The 22,657-nt window shown below is 73.5% G+C and carries 19 protein-coding genes; 16 read left to right on the top strand and 3 right to left on the bottom strand.

The genetic code is table 11. The features are described from left to right. Positions 1-18: 18 nt before the first annotated feature. The 3 genes from BKA05_RS10625 to BKA05_RS10615 all read left to right on the top strand — a co-directional run bounded on the left by BKA05_RS10625 (position 19) and on the right by BKA05_RS10615 (position 2,796). Positions 19-762 (top strand): methyltransferase domain-containing protein, encoded by a 744-nt coding sequence (locus BKA05_RS10625; RefSeq protein ID WP_179531404.1) that lies wholly within the window; start codon positions 19-21, stop codon positions 760-762. 81 nt (positions 763-843) lie between these two features. After that, positions 844-2,037: a DNA polymerase IV gene (gene dinB / locus BKA05_RS10620; RefSeq protein ID WP_343045618.1), complete on the top strand. Its 1,194-nt coding sequence runs from the start codon at positions 844-846 to the stop codon at positions 2,035-2,037. A 306-nt stretch (positions 2,038-2,343) separates the two neighbouring features. Continuing rightward, a complete protein-coding gene (locus BKA05_RS10615) occupies positions 2,344-2,796 on the top strand; it encodes a DUF3040 domain-containing protein (RefSeq protein WP_179531403.1) in 453 nt (150 codons plus the stop codon). A gap of 77 nt (positions 2,797-2,873) precedes the next feature. On the opposite strand, the gene BKA05_RS10610 is transcribed toward BKA05_RS10615, so the two are convergent. The 3 genes from BKA05_RS10610 to BKA05_RS10600 are packed head-to-tail and all read right to left on the bottom strand — an operon-like array spanning position 2,874 to position 7,490. Next, positions 2,874-5,237, bottom strand: coding sequence for a transglutaminase TgpA family protein (locus BKA05_RS10610; RefSeq protein WP_179531402.1), 2,364 nt, complete (start codon positions 5,235-5,237; stop codon positions 2,874-2,876). Next, complete coding sequence (locus tag BKA05_RS10605) at positions 5,234-6,472, bottom strand: DUF58 domain-containing protein (RefSeq protein ID WP_179531401.1); 1,239 nt, start codon at positions 6,470-6,472, stop codon at positions 5,234-5,236. The genes BKA05_RS10610 and BKA05_RS10605 overlap by 4 nt, the downstream gene beginning before the upstream one ends. Before the next feature lie 40 nt (positions 6,473-6,512). Continuing rightward, positions 6,513-7,490: an AAA family ATPase gene (locus BKA05_RS10600; RefSeq protein ID WP_179531400.1), complete on the bottom strand. Its 978-nt coding sequence runs from the start codon at positions 7,488-7,490 to the stop codon at positions 6,513-6,515. Positions 7,491-7,803: 313 nt separating this feature from the next. On the opposite strand from BKA05_RS10600, the gene mraZ reads away from it, so the two are divergent. The 13 genes from mraZ (at position 7,804) to ftsZ (ending at position 22,655) form a co-directional block, all read left to right on the top strand. Then, positions 7,804-8,220: a division/cell wall cluster transcriptional repressor MraZ gene (mraZ, locus tag BKA05_RS10595; protein WP_218842392.1), complete on the top strand. Its 417-nt coding sequence runs from the start codon at positions 7,804-7,806 to the stop codon at positions 8,218-8,220. 281 nt (positions 8,221-8,501) lie between these two features. Further along, complete coding sequence (locus tag BKA05_RS10590) at positions 8,502-8,663, top strand: hypothetical protein (RefSeq protein ID WP_179531398.1); 162 nt, start codon at positions 8,502-8,504, stop codon at positions 8,661-8,663. A gap of 1 nt (position 8,664) precedes the next feature. Continuing rightward, complete coding sequence (gene rsmH, locus BKA05_RS10585) at positions 8,665-9,693, top strand: 16S rRNA (cytosine(1402)-N(4))-methyltransferase RsmH (RefSeq protein WP_179531397.1); 1,029 nt, start codon at positions 8,665-8,667, stop codon at positions 9,691-9,693. Next, on the top strand, positions 9,693-10,397 hold the full coding sequence (gene ftsL, locus BKA05_RS10580; protein WP_179531396.1) for a cell division protein FtsL: 705 nt from the start codon (positions 9,693-9,695) through the stop codon (positions 10,395-10,397). Before rsmH ends, ftsL begins: the two co-directional genes overlap by 1 nt. A gap of 51 nt (positions 10,398-10,448) precedes the next feature. Next, positions 10,449-12,242 (top strand): peptidoglycan D,D-transpeptidase FtsI family protein, encoded by a 1,794-nt coding sequence (locus tag BKA05_RS10575; protein ID WP_343045617.1) that lies wholly within the window; start codon positions 10,449-10,451, stop codon positions 12,240-12,242. Positions 12,243-12,319: 77 nt separating this feature from the next. After that, complete coding sequence (locus BKA05_RS10570) at positions 12,320-13,876, top strand: UDP-N-acetylmuramoyl-L-alanyl-D-glutamate--2,6-diaminopimelate ligase (RefSeq protein WP_179531395.1); 1,557 nt, start codon at positions 12,320-12,322, stop codon at positions 13,874-13,876. A gap of 145 nt (positions 13,877-14,021) precedes the next feature. After that, positions 14,022-15,110, top strand: a complete 1,089-nt coding sequence (gene mraY / locus BKA05_RS10565) for a phospho-N-acetylmuramoyl-pentapeptide-transferase (RefSeq protein ID WP_179531394.1) — start codon at positions 14,022-14,024, stop codon at positions 15,108-15,110. Further along, on the top strand, positions 15,107-16,594 hold the full coding sequence (gene murD / locus BKA05_RS10560) for a UDP-N-acetylmuramoyl-L-alanine--D-glutamate ligase (RefSeq protein WP_179531393.1): 1,488 nt from the start codon (positions 15,107-15,109) through the stop codon (positions 16,592-16,594). Before mraY ends, murD begins: the two co-directional genes overlap by 4 nt. 41 nt (positions 16,595-16,635) lie before the next feature. Then, positions 16,636-17,892, top strand: a complete 1,257-nt coding sequence (gene ftsW / locus BKA05_RS10555; RefSeq protein ID WP_343045616.1) for a putative lipid II flippase FtsW — start codon at positions 16,636-16,638, stop codon at positions 17,890-17,892. Positions 17,893-17,923: 31 nt separating this feature from the next. Next, a complete protein-coding gene (gene murG, locus BKA05_RS10550; RefSeq protein WP_179531392.1) occupies positions 17,924-19,003 on the top strand; it encodes an undecaprenyldiphospho-muramoylpentapeptide beta-N-acetylglucosaminyltransferase in 1,080 nt (359 codons plus the stop codon). An 8-nt stretch (positions 19,004-19,011) separates the two neighbouring features. Then, positions 19,012-20,427 carry a UDP-N-acetylmuramate--L-alanine ligase gene (murC, locus tag BKA05_RS10545; RefSeq protein WP_425489719.1) on the top strand — a complete coding sequence of 472 codons (1,416 nt, stop codon included), beginning with the start codon at positions 19,012-19,014 and terminating at the stop codon, positions 20,425-20,427. After that, positions 20,424-21,143 (top strand): cell division protein FtsQ/DivIB, encoded by a 720-nt coding sequence (locus tag BKA05_RS10540; protein ID WP_179531390.1) that lies wholly within the window; start codon positions 20,424-20,426, stop codon positions 21,141-21,143. The genes murC and BKA05_RS10540 overlap by 4 nt, the downstream gene beginning before the upstream one ends. A gap of 288 nt (positions 21,144-21,431) precedes the next feature. Continuing rightward, positions 21,432-22,655: a cell division protein FtsZ gene (gene ftsZ, locus BKA05_RS10535; protein ID WP_343045780.1), complete on the top strand. Its 1,224-nt coding sequence runs from the start codon at positions 21,432-21,434 to the stop codon at positions 22,653-22,655. Positions 22,656-22,657 lie beyond the last annotated feature (2 nt).

Raw genomic sequence — 22,657 nt, 5'->3', positions numbered from 1 at the left:
CGCCCTAGGGTGGGGGACATGCCAGGTACCGACCGGCCCGAGCAGCGTCGCGCCAACGCCCGTACCGCCGTGGTGTGGGAGGCCCTGCGCGACCTCCTCGACGGCGAGCCGCTCGACGTCCTCGACATCGGTGGCGGCACCGGCGGCTCGGCCGTGCGGATCGCCGGCATGGGTCACCGCGTCACCGTCGTCGACCCCAGCCCCGACGCGCTCGCCTCGCTGGGCCGCCGCGCCCGCGAGCAGGGCGTCGAGGTGGTCGCCCACCAGGGCGATCTCTCCAGCCTGCTCGCACCCGGGGGCCCCGTGGCCCCCGGCAGCGCCGACCTGGTGCTGTGCCACGGCGTGCTCGAGCACGTCGGTGACCCGGCCGGCGCCCTCACCACGCTGCGCGAGGTGCTGCGCCCCGACGGCGCCCTGTCCCTGCTGGTCGCCCAGCGCCACGCCGCGGTCATCGCGCGGGCGATGGCCGGCCACTTCGGGCAGGCGCTGGCGCTGCTGGACCCCACCTCGGAGGCCAGCACCGACCCCGGCCGTGCGGGTCGTCGTTTCACCCGCGACGAGCTCACCGACCTGCTCGACGCCGCCGACCTGCGGACCGAGACCGTCCACGGTATCCGGGTCTTCGCCGACCTTGTCCCCGGCTCGCTGCTCGACCTCGAGCCCGGTGCCACCGCGGCCCTGCTCGAGCTCGAGCAGGCCGTCGCCCAGCGCCCGGAGTACCTCCCCCTGGCCACCCAGCTGCACCTGCTCGCCCGCGCCTGACCGCCGAGAGGTCACTCACGCACGGCCGAGAGGTCACTCCCGCACGCTCGAGACGTCACTGGTGCCCGGGCGGTGGGGGTCGTGACCGACACCCCGGTCCTGCACGTCGACATGGACGCGTTCTACGCCTCCGTGGCGACCCGTGACCGTCCCGAGCTGCACGACGTGCCGGTGATCGTCGGCGGTGGGCACCGCGGGGTGGTGCTCTCGGCCAACTACCTCGCCCGTGAGTACGGCGTCCGCTCCGGCATGCCCTCGGCCCGGGCCCGCCGGCTGTGCCCGCAGGCGGTGACGGTCAGTCCCGAGCACGAGGTCTTCGGCACCGTCTCCGCCGCGGTGGTCGAGACCTTCCGCCGGATCACGCCGGTGGTGGAGGTGGTCTCCATCGACGAGGCGTTCCTCGACGTCCGTGGTTCCGTACGCCGCTGGGGGAGCCCCGTGGAGATCGCCGAGCGGATCCGCGCCACGGTCCACGACGAGCAGGGCATCACCTGCTCGGTGGGGGTGGCGGCGTCGATCTCGGTGGCCAAGCTCGCCAGCCGCCGGGCCAAGCCCGACGGCGTGGTGGTGGTGCCGCCCGAGGAGGTCACGACGTTCCTGCACCCGCTCGACGTGGGGGAGCTCTACGGCGTGGGGGAGAAGACCCGGGCGATGCTGCACCGGCTGGGGCTGGTCACCGTCGGCGACGTCGCGCACACCCCGCTGCGGACCCTCCAGCGCGCGGTCGGCCATGCGGTGGGCAGCCACCTGCACGAGCTGGCCTGGGGCCTGGACCGGCGCGAGGTGGTGGCCAAGCAGACGCCGGTCTTCGGCATCGGCGGCGGCGCCGATCCTGAGAAGTCGATGGGGGCGCAGCAGACCTTCTCCCGCGACGTCGACGACCGCGAGGTGGTGCTGCGCGAGATGCTGGCGCTCACCGGCACGGTGTCGCGTCGGATGCGGGTCGCCGAGGTCGCCGGGCGGACCGTGACGATCACGGTGCGCTTCGCCGACTTCACCACCCTGACCCGCTCCCGGACGATGCCCGAGGCCACCGACGTCACCCAGGACCTCTACCGCACCGCCGTGGGGCTCTTCGACGCCCTCGGGCTGCAGCGCGCCCGGCTGCGACTGGTGGGCGTGCGCGTGGAGGGGCTGGTGCCGCGCGAGAGCGTGCACCGCCAGGCACTGCTCGGGGAGCGCGAGCACGGCTGGTCCGACGCCGACCGGGCGGTCGACCGGGCCGCCCGCCGCTTCGGGAACGCCGCGGTCCGACCGGCCAGCCTGCTGGGGTGAGCACGCCGAGCCGGCGTATTGATACGCCGGTTCGGCGGGCAGGGTGGGTCGAGTCGGCGTATTGATGCGCCGGTTCGGCGGGGCTGGGTGGGTCGAGCCGGCGCTGACTTCCGGAAGGACGCGCCGCTTCGGTGGGTGGGGTGGGCCGTGGAGGTGGTGTGAAGTTCCTGCTGTGACGGTTGCCGGTCGGGACCAGTGGCCCCAAAATCGAGGCATCCCTACCATGCACGCGACGGCCTGCCTAGACTTGTGCCGTCGGCCACGGGGGACGAGGCCGTGCACCCAGGCGAGCACCATGGAGGAACCGTGCCACTCTCGGAAGAGGAGCTGCGACTGCTCGAGCAGATGGAGCGCGCCCTCTCCGAGGAGGATCCCAAGTTCGTCTCCACCCTGCGCGGCACCTCGCTGCGCCGTGCCGCTCGGCGGCGCGCGGTGCTGGCCGGAGCTGTGTTCGTCCTCGGGGTCGTGCTGTTGATGACCGGCGCGGTCATCAACATCTGGCCCATCGGCATCGCCGGCTTCGTCGTCATGCTCGGCTCGGCTACCCTCGGGCTCAACGCCCTGCGCGGCCAGGCCCAGGCCGCCGCGGTCCCGAGTCCCGAGGCGGCCGGTCAGCCCGCCGGGCACTCCGGCTTCACCGTCATCGATGGTGGCCGCCGCGGCAAGATGCGCTCCCGCTCGCGCGGCTCCTCCGGCTCCTTCATGGAGCGGGTCGAGGAGCGGTGGCGCCGTCGCCGCGAGGAGAACGGCGGCTTCTGAGCCTCCAGCCGCGGGTCCGGTGCCTGCGGCCTGCGCGCCGCACACCGATCAGCCCCGGGGCCCCGGCCTGATCCGACTCAGCGCGCCTGGTCGACCAGCTCGCGGTCCACGGTCGGCGCACCCGACGAGGCGGGGCGGGTCGGCCGCACGAGCGTCCGGGGCAGCCAGTGCCCCCGCCGCCGGGCCCGCGGATCGGCCGCGGTGACCAGCCCCCCGACCACGAGCACCCCGTCGCGCTCGGTCTCGGCGGCCTCGGCCGCCGCGGCCGTCTCCGCGGAGCCGGCCGGCGCGTAGCGGTGCCGCTCCAGCCGGGCCACGAGCCGGTCCAGTGCCGGCCGGGGCGCGTCCTGTCCGCCCACCTGCGGGAGGTGCTCGCGCAGGGCCGCGCCGGTCACCCGGGGTGAGCGACCGGACTGCCACGGGACCCCGAGGTCCACCGCGGTGTCGCGCAGCTCGGCCCACACCGACTCCAGGCCACCGGCCAACCGGCGTACCCGACGGCGGCGGCGCCAGACCCCCGGCACGGCGGCCAGCACGACCACCAGCAGCAGCGCCGCCACCGTCCCGAGCGCGCGCACGACCCACGCCGAGGTCACCCCGCCGTCCTCCTGGCCGGCCGCCTGCGGGTCCTCGGCCTCCTCCGGCGTCCGGTCGGGGGTCTCGTCAGCGGGCCCGCCGGGGTTCGCGGTGTCGTCCTGGGGGCGGCCGCCGGGGTCGATCGGGTCGGGGCCCGGGCCGTCGACGGACTGCCGCGTGTAGGACGGTACGCCGCTGGCCCGGTCGGCCGGGGTCGGCTCGAACCGCACCCAGCCGGCGTCCGCGATGAACAGCTCGGGCCACGCGTGCAGGTCGTAGGCGGAGTACTCGAAGACCCCGTCCTCGACCTCGTCCGGCACCAGGAAGCCCACCGCCACGCGGGCGGGGATGCCGAGCTGGCGCGCCATCACCGCCATCGCGGCCGCGAACTGCTCGCAGTAGCCGGTGCGCCCACCCTCCTCGGTGGACAGGAAGTCGACGAGCTCGTCGGTGCCGTTGCCGGGAGGCACGTTCTCCAGGGAGTAGGTGAAGTTCGCCCGGAACCAGTCCTGCAGCGCCACCGCCTTCTCGAAGCGGGTCGGGGCGTCGCGCGTGACGTCGTTGGCCAGCTGGCGGATCATCGGGGGCAGGCCCGGAGGCAGCGCGGTGAAGTCGGCGGAGACCTGACCGGCGGAGCTGGGCGCGTCGGCGAGCTCCTGGGCCGACAGGTCGAGCTGCACGCCGGTCATGGAGTAGCTCACGCCGCGGGTGTCCAGCTCCTTGTCGGCCGAGAGGAAGTCCATGGTCGAGGCGTCGTAGCGCCAGTCGCCATCGGCGCGCACCGCGGTGACCGGTGCCATCGTCGGCAGCCAGCGCGAGCGGAGCTGGTCGAGGACGTCGACCTCGTAGCGGTAGCTGGTGCGCGGCACGTCGTCGGCCACGCCCACGAGGTCGGGCATCCGGCCCTCGGGCCGGTGCTCGGTGGGGATCTGGCGGTCGCCGGAGCTCCACTCGTTGGCGGTGAAGCGCGTGAGCACCGAGGTGCGCAGGTAGGAGGGTGCGGGGTCGTCGGTGGTCAGGCGCAGGAGGGGGATGTCACTGCCCCGGTTGAGGTCTCGGCGCAGGTCGACCATCGGGTTCTCGATCTCGATGCCGTCGCCACCGGGCCCGCCGCGACCGATGTCGAGCAGCCGCACCTCGAGGGTGGGGATGGCCATCGGCACCACCACGGCCAGGGCGGTGGCCGAGAGGCCGATCGTCACAGCGCTGAGCCGGACCCCGGCCGACTGGAGACCGGTGCCGGAGTCCGCTCGTGCGCCGTCGTCGAGCGCCCGGCCCCACCGTCCGACGTCGCGGGCCTCCTGGCCGAACAGGAGCACCAGGAAGCCGAGGGCGGTCAGGGCGAAGACCCACCAGGTCAGGTCGGTGCCGAGCAGCCCGACCGGCAGGCTGTAGGCGACGAGCAGCGGGATGCCGGCCAGGGGGACCCGGCGCAGGCCGGCGGCCAGCAGGTCCACGAGAAGCAGGCACAGCAACCCGCCGGCCAGCAGCAGGGGCGAGACGTCCGCCTCGTCGGCGGGGACCGGGGGAGCGAAGGCTCGCGCTCCCTCGAGCGCCAGGTCGACCTCCGCCCTCAGGTCGGCCCAGGCCGACCCCACGGGTACGGGGGAGCCACTCACCACGTAGCTGAGGACCATCCCGGCCAGCACGCTCTGCAGCACCAGGACGGAGACGGGCCCCAGGCGGCCCCAGCGTCCCACCGCGCCGACCGTCGCCACGACGCCGCCGAGCACGACGAGCGGCACCAGCACGTCACTGGGACGGTCTGTCAGGCCGCGCCAGGACAGCAGCGCCACCCAGGTGGTGCCGGCGGCCACGGCGGCGGTCATGGTCGCGGCCCCGGGAGTGGGGGAGGGGCGGCTCATCGGGCCGCTCCTGCGCCGGCCCGGTTGCCGAGCTCCTGCCAGGCGACGTCGAGGGGATCCTGGGGTCCGAGACCGACCGCTCGCCAGCCCCGGGCGGCGAGCGCCGGCGCGGCGGAGCCGCTCGGGCGACCGGTCCAGGCGTCGACGTCGAGGGCCAGGGCGAGGGGTACGGCGGTGTGCGACTGCATCCGGCGCAGCACCGGGGCGTCGGCCTCCCCGACGGCGCCGAGCACGGCGACCACGAGCCCGCCGTGGCCGGCCTCGGCCAGCCAGCCGGCGTCGAGCCTGGTCACGGGGCTGGCCTGCAGGACGGCGAGCGACTCCAGCAGCGGCCCGGTGTTGCGGTCCGCGTCGCGGTCGTGCCAGACCGCGTGCTCGACGGCGTTGGCGGTGACCAGGCGGACCTGGAAGCCGCGGTGGGCGAGGTGGGTGGCGACCGAGGCGGCGATGCTGACGGCGGCCTCCAGCGAGGAGCCGGCCCCCTGGCCGCGGTGGGCCGAGACCCGGTTGTCGATGACGACGGTCGCGCGGGCCTGCCAGGGCTGCTCCTCGCGACGCACCATGAGCTCGCCCATCCGGGCCGAGCTCGGCCAGTGCACGCGGCGCAGGTCGTCACCACGGCGGTACTCCCGGACGGTGACGTCCTCGGCGCTGCCGGTGGCGAAGGCCCGGGGTCGCTGGTCACCGGACCCGTGCGAGGACCCGCTCAGCGGGACCGCCGGGAGGGGCACCGTGCGAGGGGTGACGGTGAGGAAGGAGGTGGAGCGGAAGGCGCGGCCGAGCTCCACGAGGCCGAAGGGGTCGGTGATGCGCACCTGCATCGGGCCGACCTCGTGACGCCCCCGGACGTCGGAGCGCACCTGGTAGGTCACCTGGCGGTGCCAGCCGCTGCGCACCCCCTCGAGCACGAAGCGGGGCCGCGTCCCGAGCGCGTAGGGGACCTTGTCCTCCAGCAGCAGCACCCCGCTCGGGGTCCGGCCGTCGTTGGTGATGGACAAGGTGACGCGGGCCGGCTGGCCGGCGGCGACCAGCCCGGGGGAGACGCTGCGGACCAGCGCCAGCCGGTAGCGGCTGCGTCCGAGGACCAGGGCCGTCACCAGGGGCAGCGCCAGGACCAGCACGCCGGCCCGGGTCACGGCCGGCTGGCCGAGCAGCACCGCGCAGACGATCGCGGCGATGCCGGCGGCCACGAAGGCCCGGCCCCGCAGGGTCAGGCCGGCGAGCGCCTCCCGCACTAGTGCTCACCCCCGCGCGGCGGGCCGGCGGTGGGCACCATCAGGATCGGTGCCCCTCGGGCACCGCCACCGACCCCAGGATGCCGCGGAGGATCTCCGGGGTCGTGCGGCCGCTCATCGCCGCCTCGGTGCTGGGCAGCAGGCGGTGGGCGAGCACCCGCTCGGCGAGGGTGGCGACGTCGTCGGGCAGCACGTAGTCGCGCCCCGCCATGGCGGCGTACGCCTTGGCGGCACGGACCAGGTGCAGGGTCGCTCGGGGGGAGGCGCCCAGCGAGAGGTCGCTGCTGCGTCGGGTGGCGGCGCTGATGGCCACGGCGTAGCGCTGGACCGGCTCGGAGACGTAGACCTGCGCAACGATCGCGATCAGCTTGCGCAGCTCGGCGGCGTCGGTGACCGGCTCGAGGTCGTCGAGGGGGCGGTGGCTGGTGTGGGTCTGCAGCATGGCGAGCTCGGCGGCCTCCACCGGGTAGCCGACCGAGACCCGTGCCATGAAGCGGTCGCGCTGCGCCTCGGGGAGGGCGTAGGTGCCCTCCATCTCGATGGGGTTCTGGGTCGCGATGACCATGAACGGTGTGTCGAGCTGGTAGGTCGTGTTGTCCACAGTGACCTGCCGCTCCTCCATGCACTCCAGCAGCGCCGACTGGGTCTTGGGTGACGCGCGGTTGATCTCGTCGCCGACCACGACGTTGGCGAAGACCCCGCCCGGTCGGAACTCGAAGGTGCGGGTGTCCTGGTTGAACACCGAGACGCCCGTGACGTCGGAGGGCAGCAGGTCCGGGGTGAACTGGATGCGCCGCACGGAGCAGTCGATGCTGCGCGCGAGCGACTTCGACAGCATCGTCTTGCCGACACCGGGCACGTCCTCGATCAACAGGTGCCCCTCGGCCAGGAGCACGACGAGCGTGGCCGACACCACGTCGGGCTTGCCCTCGATGACCCGCTCGATGTTGCCGCGGACCTGGTCGGCGACCCGGGCCAGCGTGCCCAGGTCCGCCCCGTCGGCGCTCGGTGCTGCCACGGCTGCGTCCTCTCCCTCGTCGGTCTGACCACCGTAGGCGGTCGCAGCAACTTAGCCGTCCGCTGCGCACCCGGTCTGACGCACCCGGTCACGGGTTGGTTGCGAAGCGGCCCCGCCGGGTCCGGGAGGGCGCCGGGCGTGACCCCGGCGGGGGGCGTGAGGAGTGGGAGGGAGGAGGGGGAGCGAGGAGGGGAGCAGAAGGGGCGCGAAAGGGGAGGAAGGTGGTTGACGGTGGAGGGAAGTGGAGTAGAGTGGGGGAAAGTGGAGGAGCCGGGTGGTTCCTGACGTCCAGCGGAGGTGCCCCGTGTTCTTCATGGGCACCTACACGCCGAAGCTGGACGAGAAGGGCCGCCTCTTCCTCCCCGCCAAGTTCAGGGACGCGCTCGCGGAGGGCCTCGTGATCACTCAGGGACAGGACAACTGCCTGACCGTGTGGCCCGAGCAGACGTTCATGGCCGAGGCGGCCAGGGCCCAGGCGACGCCGATGACGAACAAGGACGCGCGTGACTACCGCCGCGTGCTGTTCGCCGGAGCCGAGCAGGGGACCCCGGACAAGCAGGGGCGCATCGGCATCCCGACCTTCCTGCGCGCCAGCGCCGGCCTCGAGCGCGACGTCGTCGTGGTGGGGGTCGGGGACCGCGTGGAGATCTGGTCGCCGGCCCGCTGGGAGGAGTACTCCAGCGGGGCGCAGGCCAAGTTCGCCGAGCTCGACGAGTCGCCCAGCGACTGAGGGCGACCGACTGCCCCACCAGCGCTCCACCCACGCTCCACACAACTGCACAGCGGGACACCGCAGGGCCTGGTCCCTGCCCGCTCCATCCCCTTCTGCGACACCTTCCCCGGCCGCAGACGGACGTCTCTGGGACACCTTCCCCGGCCCCAGATCACGAGCTCACGGAGCGGGCGAGGACCAGGCCCGGCGGGATCCCCCACCGGCTCCACCCCGCTCCACCACCCCGCTCCACCACCCCGCTCCACCACCCCCGCAACGCCGTCCAGATGGGTCGAACCATGAGCAGCACGCACGCGCCGTCGCCGGCGCCGGCCGCCGAGCGGCGGGTCCGGCACCAGGCCCGCGACGCAGCCGCCCTCATGGCGTTCTCCTTCGCCACCTCGGTGGGAGCGGCCGTGGCCTTGGCGCTGCTCACCGGCCTCTCGGGCCTGGGTCGCTGACGTGGCCGGCCCCCTGCACGTCCCGGTGCTCCTCGACCGGGTCGTGGCGCTGCTGGCGCCCGCCCTGGAGCGCGACACCGACACCGAGACCCACTCACGGGTGATGGTCGACTGCACCCTGGGTCTGGGTGGGCACTCCGAGGCCGTCCTCACCCGGCTGCCCTCGACCCGGGTGATCGGCATCGACCGCGACCCCCAGGCCCTGGCGCTGGCCGGTGAGCGACTGGCGCCGTTCGGTGACCGGTTCACCGGCGTGCACGCGGTCTACGACGAGATCCCGGACGTCCTGGTCGAGCTAGGGCTCGCCGAGGTCGACGCCGTGCTCTTCGACCTCGGGGTCTCCTCGATGCAGCTCGACGTGCGTGAGCGGGGCTTCGCCTACGCCGAGGACGCGCCGCTCGACATGCGCATGGACGGCACCACCGGGCCGACGGCCGCCGATGTGCTCAACACCTACTCGGTGGGGGAGTTGACCCGCATCCTGCGTGACTACGGCGAGGAGAAGTTCGCCCGCAAGATCGCCCAGGCGGTCGTGCGTCGCCGTGACTCCGAGCCGTTCACCACCTCTGGCCCGCTGGTCGAGCTGTTGTACGCCGAGATACCGGCTCCGGCCCGGCGTACCGGTGGGCACCCGGCCAAGCGCACCTTCCAGGCGCTGCGGATGGAGGTCAACGACGAGCTCGCCGTGCTGCGCCGGGCGCTGCCCGCGGCCATCGAGGCGATCGGGGTGGGGGGCCGCGTGGTCGTGGAGTCCTACCACTCCCTGGAGGACCGGATGGTCAAGCAGGCCTTCACCGCCGCCACCCGCTCGGAGGTCCCCCCGGACCTCCCGTTCGTGCCGGAGGGCAGCGAGCCGCCACTGCGTCTGGTCACCCGGGGCGCGGAGAAGGCCGACGAGGGCGAGATCGCCGAGAACCCACGGGCGGCCTCCGTCCGGTTGCGCGCCGTCGAGCGGGTCCACCCGTCCCGTACCCACCGCCCGAGCAGGACCCACAGCAGGAACCAGAGCAGGAACAGGGGAGCCGTCTGATGCCCAGCCCCGTCAGCACCGCAGCGCTGCGCCAGCGCGCACCGCGCCTGGCCGAGGCCGCCGTCGAGCGCGCCCGGCTGACCGTCGTCCCCCGCGCCCGCACCCGTGCCGCCCGCGTGCCGTTCGTCTCCCTGGTCACGCTGCTCCTGCTCGGCGGGGTGGTCGGGCTGCTGCTCTTCAACACCTCCATGCAGCAGTCCTCGTTCACGGCGACCTCGCTGGAGCAGCGCGCGACCCTCCTCTCGGCCCGCGAGGAGTCGCTGGGCATGCAGCTGGAGAACCTGCGCGACCCCCAGGTGGTCGCCCGCAAGGCCCAGCAGCTGGGCATGCGGGTGCCGGCCGCGCCGCTGTTCCTCGACCTCGCCGACGGCTCGGTCGAGGGTGACCCCGCCGGTGCCCGGATCGTCACCCCGGTGCTGCTCGACCCGCGTCCCGCTGCCCGTCCCTCGCTGCTGGACCCGCCGGCCACGGTGGTGGCTCCGGCCGAGGGTGTGCTGAGCGACGGGCGTGGCGACGCCGCGGCGGCCGAGCGCGGCGGTAGGAATGGCGCAGAGGCCCGCGCCGAGAAGAGGGCCGAGAAGCAGGCGAAGAAGGCCGAGAAGAAGGCCGAGAAGAAGGCCGAGAAGAAGGCCGAGAAGAAGGCGGCGAAGGAGAAGGCGAAGAAGAAGGCCGAGCAGCGGGCCAAGAAGAACCGCGACGCCTGAGCCGGCACGCGACCCGACCAGCACCCACGTACGAGACGAGCAGAGGACACCGTGTCGACCACCCGTCAGCCCCGCCGGGGCGCACCGCAGGTGCGACTGCGCATCGGCTTCGTGCTGATCGCCATGGTGCTCTCGGTCTTCGGTGGCCGGTTGGTCCAGCTCCAGGGTCTCGACCCGGGCTCGTACGCCGCGATGGCGGCCGCCGAGGGGTCGCGCGACGTGGTCCTGCCGGCGACGCGTGGAGACATCCTCGACCGCAACGGCGAGCCCCTGGCCGAGTCGGTCGACGGGGTGATGGTCATCGCGGACCCGGCCCTGGTCAACACCGACGAGGCCGGCAACCCGGTCGATCGCGCCCCCCAGCTGGCCAAGCTGCTCTCGACCAAGCTCGACGTCGACTACGTGACCGTCCTGGAGCGGCTGCGCCGCACCGACACCCGCTTCCAGTACATGGCGCGCTCGGTGCCGGCCGCCAAGGCCGCCCACGTGCTCGACCGAGCGCGCGCCCGTGGCTTCGACGGGCTGACCACCCAGCGCGACCCGATCCGCGTCTACCCGGCCGGCGACGTGGCGGCCAACCTCGTCGGCTTCCTCGGTACGCCGCTGGCCGACGGCACCCCGCAGCCGCTTGCCGGCTTCGAGCGCACCTTCGACTCCCGGCTCTCCGGCACCGACGGCTCGGCGCGCTACTCGGTGGCCGCGGGGCAGAAGATCCCCCTGGGCGAGCAGACCGTCGTCGAGGCCGTCGACGGCGAGGACCTCACCACCACGATCGACCGCGAGCTGCAGTGGTACGTCCAGCGCGTCCTGCGCGAGACGGTCTACGGCGCGCGGGCCGACTCGGGCGTCGCGATCGTCATGGACAGCCGGACCGGTGAGGTGCTCAGCCTCGCCGACTACCCGACGTACGACGCCAACGAGCCGCTGGAGTCCGACGAGGCCGACCTCGGCTCCCGCGCGATGAGCGACGTCTACGAGCCCGGCTCGGTCGAGAAGGTGCTGACGCTGGGTGCCCTGGTCGACGCCGGTCGGGTGACGCCGCGGACCCGCCTCACGGTGCCGTCCTCGCTGGCCCGCCAGGACCGCTCGATCGGCGACTGGTTCGACCACGGCACCATCAAGCTGACGCTGGCCGGGGTGCTGGCCAAGTCCTCCAACATCGGCACGGTGCTGGCGGCGGACAAGTTCGAGGGTGACGAGCTGCGCGACTACCTCACGGCCTTCGGGCTGGGTGAGCCCACGGGCGTCGGCGTGCGCGGGGAGTCGGCGGGCATCGTGCCGTCGGGCTCGTTGTGGACCTCCCAGACGCAGGACCGGGTCGCCTTCGGCCAGTCGGTCTCTGTCAACGCCCTGCAGATGGCGGCCGCGATCAACGCCGTGGCCAACGGCGGGGTCCGGGTCGACCCGAGCCTGGTGCGTGGCTCGGCCACGACCGACACCGGGGAGCAGGTCGGGACCGAGACCACGACGTCGCGCCGGGTGCTCTCGGAGGAGGCGGCGCGCAAGACCATGCTGATGATGGAGCGGGTGGTCGACCCCGACGCGGGCGTCGCGCCGCGGGCCCAGGTGCCCGGCTACCGGGTCGCCGGCAAGACCGGTACCGCCCAACGCGCCTCCTCGGAGTGCGGCTGCTACGACGGCACCTTCACCGTGTCCTTCGCGGGCTTCGCCCCGGCCGACGACCCGCGCTTCACCGTCTACGTCGTCGTCCAGAACCCCCGCAACGGCGGCGGTGGCGGCTCGGTCGCGGGCCCCGCGTTCTCCCAGATCATGGGCTACGCGCTGCGTCGCTACGCGGTGCCGCCCACGAGCACCAGGCCCTCCGACCTGCCTGTCGAGTGGTGAGGCGCCCCGTGGTGAGGCGACCGCTGGTGACGCCTCGAGTGGTGACCGGCGGCCCCCGTCCCTAGGGTGGTCCGACCGTGAGCAGCGACCCGAACCCCCGCCCCACCCACCCGCCTCGTACGACGCTGGGCGAGCTGGCCGCGCACGCCTGCCCCGGGGCCACCTGGCGTGGCCGGGAGCCGGAGTCGGTCGTGGTCACCGGTGTCACCCTGAGCACCCGACGGGTCCGACCGGGCGACCTCTACGCGGGGTTGCCGGGCGCGCGGGCGCACGGGGCGGACTTCGCGGCCGAGGCCCTGGCCGCGGGGGCGGTCGCCGTGCTGACCGACCCGGTCGGTGCCGACCGGCTGCCCGAGGGCACGCCGACGCTGGTGGTCGACGACCCGCGGCGGGTCCTGGGTGAGGTCAGTGCCGAGGTCTACGGGCACCCGGCGCGCAGCCTGACGATGATCGGCGTCACCGGCACCCAGGGGAAGACGACCACGACCCGGCTGCTGGAGGGCGGACTGGCCGCGGCCGGTCACGTCGCTGCCGTGGTGGGGACGGTCGGCACCCGGATCGCCGGTGAGGACGTCCGGACCGCCCTGACCACCCCGGAGGCGCCCGACCTGCACGGCCTGTTCGCGCTGATGGTGGAGCGCGGGGTGCAGGTGTGCGCGATGGAGGTCTCCAGCCACGCCCTGGTCCTCGGACGTGTCGACGGGGTGGTCTTCGACGTCGCGGTCTTCCTCAACCTCGGGCGCGACCACCTGGACTTCCACGAGACCGTGGAGGAGTACTTCGAGGCCAAGGCGTCGCTGTTCACCCCCGAGCGGGCACGTCGTGCGGTCGTGTGCGTCGACGACGAGCACGGCCGTCTCCTGGCGGCCCGCACGACGCTTCCGGTGGCGACGGTGTCGGTGTCCTCGGAGTCCGCCGACTGGCGCAGCGCCGAGGTGCTCCCGGCGCCGAGCCGCACCGACTTCGACGTCGTGGGGCCCGGTGGCCTGCGCACCCCAGGTGGTGTCCCCCTGGCGGGCGGCTACAACGTCTCCAACGCCCTGGCCGCGGTGGCGGCCGCCGGGGAGGCCGGGCTCGACCCCGTCCCCGTGGCGCGCGGCATCAGTGGCCTGGCCGGGGTGCCCGGCCGCCTGGAGTCGGTCCACGCCGGTCAGGACTTCGAGGTCGTCGTCGACTACGCCCACAAGCCCGACGCCGTCGAGGCGGCGATCGGCGCGCTGCGGCCGTTGGCCGCCGGTCGGGTGATCGTCGTGATCGGCGCCGGTGGCGACCGCGACACCGGGAAGCGTCCGCTGATGGGGGAGATCGCCGCGCGGCTGGCCGACCTCGTCGTGGTCACCGACGACAACCCGCGCACCGAGGACCCCGCCCTGATCCGCAGCGAGGTCCTGAGCGGGACCCAGCAGGTGTCGGCCTCCGAGCGTGCCGAGGTGGTGGAGGTGGGGGAGCGCCGTGCGGCGATCGTCCACGCCGTGACCGAGGCCCGTCGCGGCGACATCGTGCTGATCGCCGGCAAGGGCCACGAGACCGGCCAGGAGGTCGACGGGATCGTGCACCCCTTCGATGACCGGGAGGTCGCCCTCGAGGCTCTCCGCTCGTTGCCCGGGCCGGGTGAGGGTGCGGAGAGCACGTGAGGATCACCACCCGCGCGGCGGGGCGTGGCGGCGGACCCCGCGCCATGCGTCAAGATGGTCGACGGCCCGCACCCGGGCCACGTGACCTCGGGCCGACCGGGTCACGAGGGACGACGGCGCACGGGCGCGCGGAGGTGGACGAGCGGTGAGGGCGATCCTGCTGGCGGGCGGCATCTCGCTGCTGATCTCGCTGATCGGCACCCGCTACGCCATCCGGCAGTTCACGAAGATGGGCTACGGCCAGGAGGTCCGCGACGACGGACCGACCAGCCACCACGTCAAGCGCGGGACCCCCACCATGGGCGGGGTCGTGCTCATCGGCGCCAGCGTGGTGGGCTACTTCGCGGCCAAGCTGATCACGATGACCACGCCCAGCGCCTCGGCGCTGCTGCTGCTCCTGCTCTTCGTCGGCACCGGCCTGGTGGGCTTCCTCGACGACTTCATCAAGATCTACAAGCAACGCAGCCTGGGCCTGCGCAGCAAGGCCAAGATCGTCGGTCAGACGGTGGTCGGCCTGGCCTTCGGCATCCTGGCGCTGAGCCCGTTGCTGGAGGACGACCGCGGCCAGCGGCCGGCGTCGTTCTCGCTCTCCTTCATCCGCGACTTCGACAGCTTCGTGCTGCCCGCGGTCGTGGTGGTGCTGCTGATCCTGCTGATGGTGATCGCCACCAGCAACGCCACCAACCTCACCGACGGCGCCGACGGCCTGCTCACCGGCTGCAGCGTGATGGTCTTCGGCGCCTACACGATCGTCAACATCTGGCAGAACAACCAGTGGTGCCGGCTCGAGGACATCACCTACGGCAAGTGCTACGAGGTGCGTGACCCGCTGGACCTCGCGGTCATCGCCGCGGCCATCACCGGGGCCTGCTTCGGCTTCTTGTGGTGGAACGCCGCGCCGGCGCAGATCTTCATGGGTGACACCGGCTCCCTGGCGCTGGGTGCGGCCCTGGCTGGCCTGGCGATCCTGACCCGCACCGAGCTGCTGCTGATCGTGCTCGGCGGCGTGTTCGTGATGGAGACGGTCTCGGTGATGCTCCAGGTGACCTGGTTCAAGGCCACCCGACGTCTCACCGGCACGGGCAAGCGGCTCTTCCGGATCGCGCCCATCCACCACCACTTCGAGATGATCTGGGAGGAGGTCACCGTGGTGATCCGCTTCTGGATCCTCGCCGGCCTCTGCGTCGCCGGTGGCCTCGGGATCTTCTACGCCGAGTGGGTCGCGGGCACGTGAGCGCCGGCGACCGCCCCCGCCCGGACCTCCAGGCCCTGGGGCAGACCGACTCGTGGGACGGCGTGCGCGCCGTGGTCGCCGGCTTCGGCGTCTCCGGCTTCGCCGCCGCGGACAACCTCACCCACCTCGGCGCCTCGGTCACCGTCCTGGACGAGAACCCGGTCGGCAAGGAGGAGCAGGCCGAGCTGCTCGGCGTCCTGGGCGCCGACGTGCGCCTGGGCCCCGGCAGGACGGCAGCCCTGCCCGCCGACCTCGACCACGTGGACGTCGTGGTCACCTCGCCGGGCTGGCGGCCCGACAGCCCGCTGCTGGTGCAGGCCCGCGAGCGCGGCATCCCCGTCTGGGGCGAGGTGGAGCTGGCGTGGCGCCTGCGCCACCCCGACCACGACACCCCCTGGCTGGCGGTGACCGGCACCAACGGCAAGACCACCACCGTGCAGATGCTCGACGCGATCCTGCGCGCAGCGGGGCTGCGCAGCGTCGCGGCGGGCAACGTGGGCCTCCCGCTGGTCGAGGCCGTCATGGACCCGGTCCCGCACGACGTGCTGGCCGTCGAGCTCTCCAGCTTCCAGCTGCACTACACCGACTCCATGAGCGCACAGTCCGCCGCGGTCCTCAACGTCGCCGAGGACCACCTCGACTGGTACCCCTCCATGACCGAGTACGCCGCCGACAAGGGCCGGGTCTTCGAGCGGGTGCAGCGGGCGTGCGTCTACAACGTGGCCGACCCCACCACCGAGCAGCTCGTCCGGGACGCCGAGGTGGTCGAGGGGGCCCGTGCCATCGGCATCACCCTCGGCATGCCCCAGCCCGGCATGCTCGGTCTCGTCGAGGGCCTGCTGGTGGACCGTGCCTTCATCGAGGAGCGCTCCACCAGCGCCGCGGAGCTGTGCACGGTCGACGACCTCCCCAGCCCGGCGCCGCACGTGGTCTTCAACGCCCTCGCCGCCGCAGCGCTCGCCCGCGCCCACGGCGTCTCCCAGCAGGCGGTGCGCGACGGCCTGCGTGGCTTCTCCCTCGACGGCCACCGGATCGCGGTCGTCGCCGAGCAGGACGGCATCACCTGGGTCGACGACTCCAAGGCGACCAACCCGCACGCGGCACTGTCCTCGTTGCGCGCCTACGACCCGGTCGTCTGGGTGGCCGGGGGACTGGCCAAGGGCGCACGCTTCGACGACCTGGTCGCCTCGGTGCGCGACCGGCTGCGCGGCGCGGTGCTGCTGGGCCGCGACGCGGACGTCGTGGCGGAGGCCCTGTCCCGACACGCGCCCGATGTGCCGGTCATCCGCGTCGGCACGGACGAGACTGGGGCCGACGACGGACACGGCCCCATGGGGCGCGTCGTGGAGGCAGCAGCCTCGCTCGCCCAGCCGGGCGACACGGTGCTGCTGGCCCCCGGATGCGCCTCGATGGACCAGTTCGCCCACTACGGCGCCCGCGGTGACGCGTTCGCCGCGGCCGTCCGGGCCCACCTCGGAGGCTGAACCGCAGCACCGACACGACGCCGAGGAGCAGGGAGCGCCAGGTGACCACCACCGCTGACGAGACCCGGCTGGTCACCCCGGGCGAGCAGCCGGCGGGACGGGGCAGGTTCGCTGCGCTGGCCTCGGTGCGCGAGGCGCTCGACAAGCCGCTGACGTCGTACTACCTGCTGCTCGGCGCCTCCGCGCTGCTGCTGACGATCGGCCTGATCATGGTCCTCAGCGCCTCGAGCGTGTACTCCTTCCGCGTCCACGACGGCGACTCCTACGCCGTGGTCCGACGGCAGCTGATGTGGCTGATGATCGGTCTGCCCGCGGCGTTCATCGCCTCGCGACTTCCCTTGACGTTCGTGCGTCGAGCATCGGTGTGGGCCTACATGGCCTCGCTGCTGCTGCTCTTCCTCACGATCTTCCTGGGCACCGAGATCAACGGCAACCGCAACTGGCTCGGGGTCGGCGGCCTGGCCATCCAGCCCTCGGAGGTGGCCAAGCTCGCGCTGGTGCTGTGGGCCGCCACGGTCTACGCCAACAAGGAGCGCCGCCTCGACAGCCTGCACCAGCTGGTGGTGCCGGTGGTGCCGGGCATGTTCCTGGCCACCGGCCTGGTCGTGGCCGGTCGCGACCTCGGCACCGCCCTGGTCTTCGGCGCGATCCTCATGGGCATGTTGTGGGTGGTCGGCGCCCCGATGCGCTTCTTCGTCCTCACCTTCGCCGTGGTCGGCACCATCGCCGCCGGGTTCGCGATCACCGACGGTGAGCGCTGGTCGCGACTGACCACGTTCATGGACCCCTTCGCCGACTTCCACGACACCGGCTGGCAGCCGGCGCACGGCCTCTACGCGCTCTCGAGCGGCGGCTGGCTGGGTCAGGGCATCGGCGCCTCGCAGCAGAAGTGGGGCGACCTGCCCGAGGCGCACACCGACTTCATCTTCGCCGTGCTCGGCGAGGAGCTGGGCCTGGTCGGCACGCTGCTGGTGGTGGGGCTCTTCCTCACGATCGCGTTCGCGGCCCTGCGGGTGGCCCACACCACCGAGAACGCCTTCGTCCGCTACGCCACCTTCGGCATCGTCGTGTGGCTGGTGGGCCAGATGATGATCAACGTCGGCATGGTGCTGGCGCTGCTGCCGGTCATCGGCATCCCGCTCCCGCTGGTCTCCTACGGCGGGTCCTCGTTGCTGCCCTCCCTGACCGCGCTGGGCCTGCTCATCGGCTTCGCCCGCCGCGAGCCCGAGGCGGCCCGTGCGCTGGCCGCGCGGCGTCGGTCACGCTCGACCGGGGTCTCGGCGGGTCGGGTCGGCTGACCGGCCGCCCCGCTCCCTAGAGTCAGCCCCGATGCGCATCCTGCTCGCCGGTGGTGGCACCGCCGGCCACACCTCGCCCCTGCTCGCGACCGCCGACGCCCTGCGACGGCTGGAGCCCTCTGCCGAGATCACCTGCCTCGGGACCCCGCGCGGGCTCGAGAACACCGTGGTCCCCGCCGCCGGCTACCCCCTCGAGCTGGTGCCGCCGGTGCCGTTGCCCCGGCGACCCGGCGCGGACCTGCTCAAGGTCCCCGGCCGGCTGCGTGCCGCGGTCCGGGCGACGTACGACGTGATCGACCGCGTGCGTCCCGACGTCGTCGTGGGCTACGGCGGTTACGTCTCGGTCCCCGCCTACCTCGCCGCCCGTCGGCGCCGGCTGCCCATCGTGGTGCACGAGCAGAACGCGCTGCCCGGCATCGGCAACAAGGTGGGAGCCCGGGTGGCCACCCGGGTCTGCACCAGCTTCCCCGACACCCCGCTGCGCGGCGCTGAGTACGTCGGCCTGCCGATCCGCCGGATGATCTCCACCCTCGACCGTGCGGCCGTCCGCGCCGAGGCGCGCGCCTTCTTCGGCCTCGACCCCGACCGGCCGACGCTGATGGTCACCGGGGGCTCGCAGGGTGCCCAGAGCCTCAACCGCTCGGTCTCGGGCGCGGCCGCGGCCCTCGCGCAGGCGGGGGTGCAGGTGCTGCACGTGCAGGGCAAGCACGGTGGCGCCGAGCCGGCCCCGACCTCCACGCCGTACGTGGTCCTCGACTTCTGCGACCGGATGGACCTCGCGCTCGCGGCGGCCGACCTGACCATCTGCCGCTCGGGCGCCAACTCCGTGGTCGAGGCGGCCGCCACCGGGCTGCCCGCGGTGTTCGTGCCGCTGCCGATCGGCAACGGCGAGCAGCGGCTCAACGCCCTGCCCGTGGTCGAGGCGGGCGGTGCGCTGCTGGTCGAGGACGCCGAGCTGACGACCTCGTGGGTCGTCGAGCACGCCGTCCCGCTGCTCACCGACCCCGCGCGCCTGACCGCGATGAGCGCCGCCGCGGCCTCGCTGGTCCCGCGTGACGCCGACGAGGTCCTGGCCCGGGTCGTGCTCGAGGCCGCGGGACGGCTCGCATGAGGCTCCCCGTGCCCGACGAGATCCTGCCGGCAGACGACCTGGGGCGTGTGCACTTCGTCGGCATCGGTGGCGCGGGCCTGTCGGCGATCGCGCGCATCATGGCGGCCTCGGGCATCGAGGTCACCGGCTCCGACGACGCCGACACCCCCTTCCTGCCCAGCCTGCGCGAGCTGGGGGTCACCATCCACCGCGGGTACGACGCCGAGCACCTCGGCGACCTGGGCGCCGGCGACTCGGTCGTGGTCACGACCGCGGCCCGTGAGGACAACCCCGAGGTGGCGGAGGCGCGTCGTCGCGGGCTGCGGCTGCTGCCGCGCTCGGCCGGGCTGGCCGCGACGATGGCGGGCCGCCAGGTCGTCGCGGTCGCCGGGACCCACGGCAAGACCACCACGACCTCGCTGCTGACCTGCGCACTGCTCGCCTGCGACGCGGACCCGACGTACGCCGTCGGGGGGCTGTTGTCGACCACCGGCCGCAACGCCGACGCCGGTGCCGGCCCGCTCTTCGTCGCCGAGGCCGACGAGAGCGACGGTGCCTTCCTGGTCTACTCGCCCTTCGCGGCCGTCGTCACCAACGTGGCCGCGGACCACCTCGACCAGTGGGGCACCGAGGAGGCCTACCGCGCGGCCTTCACCGAGTTCGTGGGGCGCATCGACTCCGACGGCTTCCTCGTCGCCTGCACCGACGACCCCGGGGCCGCCGACCTGCGTGCGGTGGCCGCGGCCCGCGACCTGACGTTCGTGGCGGTGGGGGAGGGCGAGGACGCCGAGGTCCGCGCCGTCGACGTCGTGCTCGAGGGCGGCACCTCCGCCTTCACGGTGCTCGACCGCGGTGAGGAGCTCGGTCGCGTGACCCTGCGCATCCCGGGTCGCCACTACGTCCTCGACGCGCTGGGCGCGCTGGCCGCCGGGCTGCGTCTCGGCCTGCCCTTCGCGGGCCTGCGCGCCGGCCTGGAGTCGTTCACCGGCACCGGTCGGAGGATGGAGCTCAAGGGCGAGGTGGACGGCGTCCGGGTCTACGACTCCTACGCCCACCAGCCCATCGAGATCGCCGGCGACCTCGAGGCCGCCCGCTCGCTGGCGGGGGAGGGGCGCGTCGTGGTCGCCTACCAGCCGCACCTGGTCTCCCGCACGAGGCTCTTCGGCACGGCGATGGGACAAGCGCTCGGCGCGGCCGACGAGGTGGTCGTCCTCGACGTCTACCTCGCCCGCGAGGACCCCGACCCCGCCGTCACCGGCGCCCTGGTGGCCGGGGCCGTCCCGCTGCCGCCCGAGCGGGTCGCGTTCGTGCCGGACCAGGCCGACGTGCCCGCCGAGCTGGTCGCCCGGGCCCGGCCCGGCGACGTCGTCCTCACGCTGGGGGCGGGCAGCATCACCGAGATCGGCCCGCAGGTCCTCGACCTGCTGCGCCGGGCGCTCCCGTGAGCCAGGAGCGCACCCGCCGGGCCTTCCTCCGCCGCCGCTGGGCCCGCCGATGGTTGTCGTGGCGCCGGGCGCTGCTCGTGCTCCTCGTCGTGGGCCTGCTGGGGCTGGGTGCGTACGCCGTGTGGTTCTCCGCCTGGCTGCGCGCCGAGCAGGTGTCGGTGACGGGGGCCGACCAGCTCTCGGTCGCGGAGGTCGAGCGGGTGGCTGCCGTGCCGCTCGACGAGCCGCTGGCCCGGGTCGACCTCGACGCCGTCTCCACGCGCGTGCAGTCCCTGGCCGTCGTCAAGGAGGTCGACGTCGTGCGCGGCTGGCCGCACACGGTCGAGATCACCGTCGTGGAGCGTGAGGCCGTCGCCGTGGTCCAGATCGGCGCCAGCCTGCGGGGCCTGGACGAGGACGGCGTGGTGTTCCGCGACTTCGCGTCGCCTCCGGCCGACCTGCCCCGCGTCCAGACCTCGTCGGGCGCCACCACCGAGAGCCTGCGCGAGGCGGCCGCGGTCGTCTCCGCCCTGCCCGACGACCTCGTGCCGCGCGTGGACCACGTCTCCGTGGCCACCGTCGACCAGATCGAGCTGGCCCTGCGCGACGGTCGCACCGTGGTGTGGGGGAGTGCCGAGGACTCCGCCCAGAAGGCCGAGGTCCTCGAGGTCCTGCTGGGCCAGGAGGCGTCGGTCTACGACGTCTCGGTCCCCAGCAACCCCACGACCCGCCAGTAACCGAGCACCCGTGACCGAGCACCCGTAGCCGGGCGCCGGGGCCGGTGGAATGCGTGCCGAGCCGGCGTATTGATACGCCGGCTCGGCAGAAATCTCTGGAGGGGCGGCGTGTCCGGGCGTGTCTGCGCGGATCCGCGCCGGGCGACTCCTACTGTCGTGGGCACGACGAGGTTGACATAACTATAACCCTCAGGCTGAGGGTCAGAGTTGAGACCGGCGTACAGGCCCAGGACGACTGCAGCGGACGTCCCGAGCACCAGAACAGACCAGCACCCACCCAACGTTCGGATTCGAGAGGCGAGAGCCGTGGCAGCACAGAACTACCTGGCCATCATCAAGGTCGTCGGTATCGGTGGTGGTGGTGTGAACGCCGTCAACCGGATGATCGAGGTCGGTCTGAAGGGCGTGGAGTTCATCGCCATCAACACCGACGCGCAGGCGCTGCTCATGAGCGACGCCGACGTGAAGCTCGACATCGGCCGCGAGCTCACCCGCGGCCTCGGTGCCGGCGCCAACCCCGAGGTCGGGGGGCGCGCCGCCGAGGACCACGCCGACGAGATCGAGGAGGTCATCAAGGGCGCCGACATGGTCTTCGTGACCGCCGGCGAGGGTGGCGGCACCGGCACCGGCGGCGCGCCCGTCGTGGCGCGCATCGCCCGCTCGCTGGGCGCACTGACCATCGGCGTCGTGACCCGCCCGTTCGCCTTCGAGGGACGCCGTCGGGCCAACTCCGCCGAGGAGGGCATCGCGGCGCTCCGCGACGAGGTCGACACCCTCATCGTGATCCCCAACGACCGGCTGCTGTCGATCTCCGACCGCAACGTGTCGGTCCTCGACGCCTTCAAGCAGGCCGACCAGGTGCTGCTGCAGGGTGTCTCCGGCATCACCGACCTCATCACCACCCCGGGCCTGATCAACCTCGACTTCGCCGACGTGAAGTCGGTCATGGCCAACGCCGGCTCGGCCCTGATGGGCATCGGCTCGGCCCGCGGGGAGGACCGCTCGGTCGCCGCCGCGGAGATGGCGGTCTCCTCGCCCCTGCTCGAGGCCAGCATCGACGGAGCCCACGGCGTCCTGCTCTCGATCGCCGGTGGCTCCGACCTCGGCCTGTTCGAGATCAACGAGGCCGCCGCGCTGGTGGCCCAGGCCGTGCACCCCGAGGCCAACATCATCTTCGGTGCCACCATCGACGACGCCCTCGGCGACGAGGTCCGGGTGACGGTGATCGCTGCCGGCTTCGACGGCGGCACCCCCAAGCGTCGCGACGAGGGCACGGTGCTGCGCCGCGAGCCCAAGCCGCAGCAGACGCAGGAGGAGACCCGCGCGGCCGTCGCCGCCGCGGTCGCCCAGCGCCGTCCCGACGAGGCTGCCCCGCAGGCGCCCTCGCCGGCAGGCCAGGCCCAGCCGAGCAGCCAGCAGTCGGCCCGCCCGACCACGCCGGCACCCCGCCCGGCCCCGCGCCAGGTCGAGTTCGACGACGACGACCTCGACGTGCCGGACTTCTTGAAGTAGGG

The organism is Nocardioides marinus (genome assembly GCF_013408145.1).
GTDB classification, from domain to species: domain Bacteria; phylum Actinomycetota; class Actinomycetes; order Propionibacteriales; family Nocardioidaceae; genus Nocardioides; species Nocardioides marinus.
The sequence above is the reverse complement of the archived record's forward strand: the minus strand, read 5'-3'. Positions and strand labels throughout refer to the sequence as shown.